Raw genomic sequence first — 7,751 nt, 5'->3', positions numbered from 1 at the left:
ATCCTAAGTCAGATGTTTTTGCGTTTATCTAGGTCTTGGTATAGACTACCTATTTACCTTTATGGGGCTGTGTGTACGACCTCTTTTATCTCCCTCTTACTTGCTCTCCCCAGTAGAATAGAGAGAAAGATAAAAAGAGAGAAGCCCTCTTTGCTAGAGATAGGCTTCTCTCCTCTTTAGAAAGTGTAGGCAAAATTACTTGCTGTGAAGAGGAAACTTTATATCCACTTGCCTAGATATAGTATTGCCATTGGATAGCGTCATGGAGACAGTGAAAGTTATCGTCTTGTCCATCCATGCTGTAGGGGGTTCTTTTATGTACAATATCCACCAAGGATGAGACGCTAAAAGCCGATTCAGATCCATTGGATCTGTCATTTTTAGCATGGCTAAGAATTTAAAACTATCGTCATATCCACGTTTGATATAGCTCAGATTATCTAAGAATGATAGAGCTGCAACATCATTAAGGGAAGCCCCTTTCTCATGATCTTTGTCGTAGGCTGTATTACACGTTACCTTTATCTCTTTTGGGACACTTATGATACCTACGTGCCTACTTATGATACGCCCGCCTTTTTGTGTGTGCTTAAAGTAGCATGTATCGCCTATAGAGGATAGAAAGTGTACAATTTTAGAGTTTTGCCTATCATAACTGTTGTATTCTACTCTACTGCCTTGCATTTCTATCTTGCAGATTTCTACAAACTTTTCCTCATGTAGCAAAGGGTGTATTGCTCTTCCTTTTGTATCAGAGTCTATAGCCTCTAGACGAAAATCATTGGGTTCTACAAACGCTGTGAGAAAGTGGGGGTAGTACTTGGGTTTCTCAAAGCAGCCCGAAATTCCTAGGAGAAAGAGGAGCAATACACTCCCTAATGTCAGTGTGTTCTTGTATTTTTTCATAACCAAAGTTTTTTATTGCATAGGCTGAATAGGGAACTTCACATCAATGCTGTTGGTAACAGATTTGTCTCCCTTATCCGTGGGGAGTACCATGGTGACTGTAAAGCGGACGGTCTCGGCATTCCACGCTTTGGGAATCGTATTCAACTGGAGTCTCCATAGAGGCTTTGACGCCAATAGCCGCTTGAGGTTTTCCTGCTTGCCAAGGTTTATCTGGGCTCTATAATTGTCATTTTTGTAGCCACTTTGTATGAATCCTAGATAATCGCTGAATGAAATAAAAGCCACTTCATTCAGTGGCATCCCGGCTTTGAGTGTTTCGTTATAGTCGTGGTCGCACGTGACAGCAATACTTTTAGGGGACGTTATCACACCTGTTTTGCGATTTCCAAGACGCCCCTCCCTACCCCTGCTAGGGTAATGAGTATCCCCGATGAGAGTGAGAAAACTTTTAATTTTTGGGTCACTTCCGTCATAGCCAAAGTGTGAGACCTTTTTTTTGATTTTTGTTGGACAGGATAATCGTACAGACTGTCGTTTGGTACCAAGGACTTTCAAGTCTTATATCCACGAGCTGAAATGTATCCGGCTCCACAAAGCCCGTGAGATAGTGGGGGTAGTACTTGGGTTTCTCGAAGCAGCCCAAAATCCCTAGGAGAAAGAGGAGCAATACACTCCCCAATGCCAGTGTGTTCTTATATCTATTCATATTTTTACTGCTCTATTTTATAGTCCAATACTCTGCCAGTTCCTTAGGATAGGTTAGAAACAGTTTGCCATGGCGAGCATAATTCTCTTCACTGTCCGGTAGATCGGTTCTTAGTTCTGTAGTTGGAGAAACGATACCATAGCGGTAAAATGGTCTCAGTAAATGGCTGCGAAAGTATCCATTGTTATCACCACTCCATCCCCAATTGCAATGGTAGAAACGAGAGATTACATTCTTCTTGATAACCTTGTCTTTTACCCAAGGGCCTCCCTCGTAATCTTGCCGTACAGAAATGAGATCGCACCGATTCTCCATATATCCATCAAAAACCCAGTAGTGCCAAGAATCGAATGTGTTATCCCCTTCTCCATAAGCTAGTACAGGTCGCTTATATTTTTGGAGATAAGCCAAAAGGGTCTTTTCATCGTAATCAACTACATCCGGATTGAAATTGTGTTTTTTCAAAAAACGTTTTACTCTCCAGTTTTCTACTGCAGTGCCAGAGCTGCCTGACCAAATATGCCCAGTTTTGTAATAGATGTACATGCACATGAGAGCTATCTGGTCTGATAAAACGGGATCGTCTTCCAAGACGCTTTTCCAATAGAATTTTTTTCCTGTTGCCTTTTTAAGGTTGTAAACCTCTCTATTTGAGTCCCACAGGTTTTCCCAGTCCATTTTTGTGGTCTTGTTGTTGCATACTATTGCTTTGGGAAGTTTATAGAATGAAAAGAAGGCGGCAAGAGCTGTATTGGCGCACCCCAACAAGTCGTGTTCGGTCTCTTTGTTCTTAGGTAGGTAGTTGAAAAATGGAGCATATTGTCCAAACTCTAGGGTTGAGGGTTTCATGGGCTTTTTGCTCTCAAAATTTTCTGTGTCTAAAGTGTATCTAGGGAACCCAAAATATTCTCGAATCCATGGAAGGGGAGACCTTGAGGGATCCCCATGATTGCTTTCTTCTAGATCTTTGTGTATCTTCGGAGCTACTTCTTCCCCGAGTATTGCTGCTTGATTTAGGATATTCCGAAGCATCGGTTGATGGATAGTGTCCTGAGTGGAAAGAGATCCTCCCTCTGAGATGCCAAGCAGTATCACTTCACCCAATGAATCCACATTGTAAAGCATAAATCCTCCTTTGGCGAAATTGGTAATATAAGTTTCTCCATTACCTACTTTCTCATTGGAGGCGGCACGAAGTCCTCCCTGAGGAAGTTCATTGAAGATAGATTGGTACAAATTGGCAATTTGTTGCTCTACGAGGGTTGGTGAATTATGAGTTTGAGGAGAAAGATCTCCTTTAGGCTGGGAGTTGCAGCTAGTGAGTACAACAGCTCCTAATGCCGCAATACTCCAAGAGAGGATAGTAATTTTTGCTTTCATTCTGTGTTGTTTTTATTTTATAATCTAGCACAAAGGTATGATAATTCTAAAATACAAACAACTTCTCTAGTTACCACCTTTGAGCAGAGCCGATTGCTGTGGAGAAAAAGGGGCTTAGGCAGTATCCATAGCCGAGGAAGCTCCTTTAATTAGTGCCTTCTTGAGAGTATATAGCTAAAATATTATGGATATTTGCACCACCTATATAGGAATAAATAGTATCTTTGCTCCTGCGCAGTATTGGGTACTTTACTTATTGACATTTCCTCGTTTTAGTGGGGATGTCGGTTGGGGGTAGGGCTCGATGGAAGCTGCGTTAGGAAAACGATCACTAACTTCATTCTAAAAAACAAATAATCATGATCATTGGTGTTCCCAGAGAGATTATGCACGATGAGGCTCGCGTAGCTGCCAGCCCCGAAGCCGTTGCCAAGTATGTAGCAGATGGTTTTACCGTGCTTTTTGAAAAAGGTGCCGGCGAAGGTGCTTTCTATCACGACGAAGAGTACAAAAAGGCAGGAGCCGAACTTATTGATGGTCCTAAGGAGATTTACGACCGTAGCGACATCATTATTAAGGTAAAAGAGCCTCTTTTCAATGAGCAATTGGGGGCTCATGAGATTGATATGATGCACAAGGGGCAGTATATCATCACCTTTATTCACCCTGCCTCTCCGGTAAATCACGACATGGTTCGCAAGATGGCTGCTCAGGGTGTTATTGGCTTAACTCTTGATGGCGTGCCCCGTATCTCTCGCGCACAAAATCTCGATGCTCTTACCTCAATGAGTACCTGTGCAGGTTACAAAGGTATCCTTATGGCAGCCAACGACCTCGCCAGCTTCATGCCTCAGATGTTCACCGCGGTGGGTAAGATCGACCCCATGAAGGTGATGGTAATCGGGGTAGGGGTAGCCGGTCTTCAGGCTCTTGCTACGGCTAAGCGTTTGGGAGCTGTTCTCTATGCTGCCGATATCCGCCCTGCTGCTGCAGAGCAAGCTACTAGCCTTGGTGCTAAGCTTGTGGATACGGGTGTTGCCCCAGAGCTTGCTATTGCCGAGGGAGGGTACGCTAAGCACCTCCCCGAAGACGTCCTGGTTAAGGAGCGCGAACTCTTGAAGTCTACCATCCAAGATATGGATATCGTTTTCTGTAGTGCTCTTGTTCCCGGTAAGATTGCTCCGGTAATCATTACAGAGGAGATGGTGAAGGGGATGAAGCCCGGATCCGTTATCGTAGACATCTCTATCGACCAAGGTGGTAACTGCGAAATCACCCCCGCCGGTCGCCGCGAAGTAAAGCATGGTGTAGTACTTGAGGGTATTAAGAACATCCCCGGTATGCTCCCCAAGAGCTCTACATGGATGTTCTCTCAGAACATGTACAACCTAGTGAAGTACCTCGTAAAGGATGGTAAGATGAACCTCGATATGAGCGACGAAATCTGCCAAAAGATCCTTGTTACTCGCGATGGCGAAATTGTACATGAGGGTACACGCGAAGCAATGGGGATGAAGTAATTGAGATCTCCCCGAAAGAAATAATTGGGCATTGCCCCTACAGAGGGGAAGGTTTATTACAAGGATAAGCCTTCCCCTTATTTGCATTCGCTACTCCGATTGGTAACTATTCTCTATCTATACATTAGACTCAATCACATATTATGAATCCTCTTATTTTGGTACTGATCTTCGTGGCGGCCACGATTATCGGGTACTTTCTTATCAAAAATGTCCCGAGCCTTTTGCATACGCCCCTCATGTCGGGGATGAATGCCCTCTCGGGAGTTACGATTATTGGGGCACTGGCTGCTGCAGGTCTTGCTCTGCTCGTGCGTGATCCGCTATGGGGGCAGGTGCTAGGGGCTTTGGCCATTATCCTTGCAACGATTAACGTAGTAGGTGGTTTTGGTGTGACTCACCGCATGCTGCGTATGTTCCAACAAAAAAAGAAGAAATAAACTATGGACCAGACGCTTATATACGTAATTAGTGCCCTTCTTTCACTGCTTGTGATGGTGGGTATTGCCCTTATGAGTAAGGTGCGTTATGCCTCTTTGGGTAATTCTCTTAGTGCTCTGGCCATCCTTGCCGGTATTGTTTTTACTCTACTTACAAAGGAAAATAATGGTACTCCTATCATTACGGCTTGGACTCTCTATCCCTCTCTCGCTATTGGGGCTTTGATTGGTGGGCTATTTGCCACGCGCGTAAAAATGATACAGATGCCCCAGTTGGTTGCTTTGCTCAACGGACTAGGGGGAGGAGCATCTGCGCTTGTGGGGATTCTCTCCGTAGCAGGCATTGGCGAACGCCTGGCAGCTACTGCATTTAGCAATTTTACCGGCTATCTTGCTATTGGCATAGGGCTTATTACCCTCGTTGGTAGTCTTGTTGCTGCCGGTAAATTGCATCGCCTTCTTCCACAAAAGCCGCAGGTTTGGGCTTTCCATTCGATGGCGACTGTACTCTCGCTTGTGGTAATGGCGATACTGATTCTTATTGGTACCTTTTCTCAATACGAGGGGATGCCCGTATTCTGGTTGATTGCCGGGGTGGCTATCTTCTCCTCTCTGTTTGGGCTTTACTTCTCTATCCGTGTGGGTGGAGCCGACATGCCTATCACCATCTCGCTACTCAACTCTTTGAGTGGTGTAGCCGGAGCTATCGCCGGTATGGCTATTGGGGATGTCCTGCTCGTTGCAGTGGGTGGTATTGTAGGGGCATCTGGATTGTTGCTGACACAGATTATGTGCCGAGCCATGAATCGTAGCCTTCTCTCCATCCTACTTGGTACAAAGAAAAAGGTAGCTACGCCTGCGCCCTCATCTGTGGCAACGGCTTCACCGGCTGCTGCTCCCAAAATTGAAGTGAAGAAAACCCCCGGTGAGGTACTTTCCACAGCCAAGCGAGTAATCATCGTACCGGGCTATGGTATGGCGCTGGCTCAGGCTCAACACGAGGTAAAGCAACTTGCCGATGCTCTCCGCAAGGGGGGCGCAGAGGTTCGCTTTGCCATCCACCCCGTGGCCGGTCGTATGCCGGGGCATATGAACGTACTCCTTGCCGAGGCGAATGTTCCCTACGACGATCTCTTTGAGATGGAGGCTATCAACGACGACTTTGCCAAGGTAGATGCCGCTATCGTAATCGGGGCTAACGACGTATTGAATCCCGCAGCTCGCAATGCTGAGGGTACACCCATCTACGGCATGCCTGTGCTGAATGTAGACCAAGCTCCCTACGTGGTTATCTGCAACTACGACCTCAAACCGGGTTATGCCGGCGTGGAGAATCCGCTTTACACGAGAGAAGAGGGCGTGGCACTCCTTACGGGAGATGCTAAAGAAACCGTCTCAGCTCTTCTTACTGATTACCAAAAAGCATTGGCAGGTAATGGCGCAGCAGCTCCTAAAACCGAAGCTAATGATAAGCCCACGGTAGGGGCTATCCTCTCCACAGCCAAGCGAGTAATCATCGTACCCGGATATGGTATGGCACTGGCTCAAGCCCAGCATGAGGTAAAGCAGCTTGCTGATAAACTTCGTTCGAAGGGTGCAGAGGTTCGCTTTGCTATTCACCCCGTGGCGGGCCGTATGCCGGGGCATATGAACGTACTCCTTGCCGAGGCGAATGTTCCCTATGAAGATCTCTTTGAGATGGAAGCTATCAACGACGATTTTGCCAAGGTAGATGCCGCTATCGTAATTGGGGCAAACGACGTCTTGAACCCCGCAGCCCGCAATGCCGAGGGTACGCCCATCTACGGCATGCCGGTACTGAATGTAGACCAAGCTCCCTACGTGGTTATTTGCAACTACGACCTCAAACCGGGTTATGCCGGCGTAGAGAATCCGCTCTACACGAGAGAAGAGGGCGTAGCTCTCCTTACGGGGGATGCCAAAGAGAGTCTTGCTCGTCTCATGGAAGAGATGGATCAGATCGTTACTCCCGAGGGGGAGGGGGCAAAGAAATCCTGCCCTAGTACCCCATCCTACACTCAGTGGATGAAGGAGGCGCGTAAGGTGATTATCGTACCCGGTTATGGTATGGCACTCGCTCAAGCCCAGCACGAAGTGAAGCAACTCGCCGATAAACTTGCAAAGCAAGGGGCAGAGGTTCGCTTTGCTATCCACCCTGTGGCCGGTCGTATGCCGGGGCATATGAATGTGCTCCTCGCCGAGGCGAATGTGCCTTACGAAGATCTTTTTGAGATGGAGGCTATCAATAATGATTTCGCTTCTACCGATTTGGTGATTGTGATTGGGGCTAACGACGTTTTGAATCCTGCTGCTCGTAACGCCGAAGGCACGCCCATCTACGGCATGCCTGTCTTGAATGTGGATCAAGCGCCTCATGTGATTATCTGCAACTACGACCTCAAACCGGGGTATGCCGGGGTGGAAAATCCCCTCTATACACGTGAGGAGGGAGTAGCTCTGCTTACGGGAGACGCCAAAGAGTCTCTCCAAAAGCTTCTTGCTCTCTAGGAGAGACTTTCCCTAAAATCTTTTCATCCCCACTAGATCCTTCTAGTGGGGATTTTTCTTTTCCCTCTCTCCCTACAAAAAGTGAGCACCTCGCGAGAAGATGATGTTTCGCGCGAGGTGCTCTATATAAAACAGATTCAAATTAGTTGTCTTTAGAGGGAAATGGGTTGGGGCTTCCTAACGTGCTCCCGCATTTCTGGAAGCCCCGAGTTTAATAGAAGAATATGAAAAGGTAATGTTGTTTTAGTCTCTCTTATTATGAGGTAG

Annotated in this window: 7 protein-coding genes; 3 read left to right on the top strand and 4 right to left on the bottom strand. The window is 46.6% G+C overall.

What is annotated here, in order from left to right; genetic code table 11:
• Positions 1 to 195: 195 nt before the first annotated feature.
• The 4 genes from POREN0001_RS07395 to POREN0001_RS07380 form a co-directional block, all read right to left on the bottom strand.
• Positions 196 to 906, bottom strand: a complete 711-nt coding sequence (locus POREN0001_RS07395) for a hypothetical protein (protein ID WP_004334546.1) — start codon at positions 904 to 906, stop codon at positions 196 to 198.
• Between the two features lie 12 nt (positions 907 to 918).
• Positions 919 to 1,278: a hypothetical protein gene (locus POREN0001_RS07390; RefSeq protein ID WP_004334477.1), complete on the bottom strand. Its 360-nt coding sequence runs from the start codon at positions 1,276 to 1,278 to the stop codon at positions 919 to 921.
• 100 nt (positions 1,279 to 1,378) lie between these two features.
• Positions 1,379 to 1,615, bottom strand: coding sequence for a hypothetical protein (locus POREN0001_RS07385; protein ID WP_004334497.1), 237 nt, complete (start codon positions 1,613 to 1,615; stop codon positions 1,379 to 1,381).
• Between the two features lie 12 nt (positions 1,616 to 1,627).
• The gene (locus POREN0001_RS07380) at positions 1,628 to 2,995 is read right to left on the bottom strand and encodes a C10 family peptidase (protein WP_004334451.1); all 1,368 of its coding nucleotides are present in this window, start codon (positions 2,993 to 2,995) and stop codon (positions 1,628 to 1,630) included.
• Between the two features lie 359 nt (positions 2,996 to 3,354).
• Here POREN0001_RS07380 and POREN0001_RS07375 point away from each other — a divergent pair, with 359 nt between their 5' ends.
• The 3 genes from POREN0001_RS07375 (at position 3,355) to POREN0001_RS07365 (ending at position 7,484) form a co-directional block, all read left to right on the top strand.
• Positions 3,355 to 4,515, top strand: a complete 1,161-nt coding sequence (locus POREN0001_RS07375) for an NAD(P) transhydrogenase subunit alpha (protein ID WP_004334483.1) — start codon at positions 3,355 to 3,357, stop codon at positions 4,513 to 4,515.
• Between the two features lie 143 nt (positions 4,516 to 4,658).
• Entirely contained in the window at positions 4,659 to 4,955 is a 297-nt protein-coding gene (locus POREN0001_RS07370; protein ID WP_004334446.1) for an NAD(P) transhydrogenase subunit alpha part 2, read from the top strand.
• Between the two features lie 3 nt (positions 4,956 to 4,958).
• Positions 4,959 to 7,484, top strand: coding sequence for an NAD(P)(+) transhydrogenase (Re/Si-specific) subunit beta (locus tag POREN0001_RS07365; protein WP_004334438.1), 2,526 nt, complete (start codon positions 4,959 to 4,961; stop codon positions 7,482 to 7,484).
• Positions 7,485 to 7,751 lie beyond the last annotated feature (267 nt).

Source organism: Porphyromonas endodontalis ATCC 35406 (genome assembly GCF_000174815.1).
Taxonomy (GTDB): Bacteria; Bacteroidota; Bacteroidia; order Bacteroidales; family Porphyromonadaceae; genus Porphyromonas; species Porphyromonas endodontalis.
Note: the sequence above shows the minus strand (reverse complement) of the source record. Positions and strands in the feature narration are given on the sequence as shown.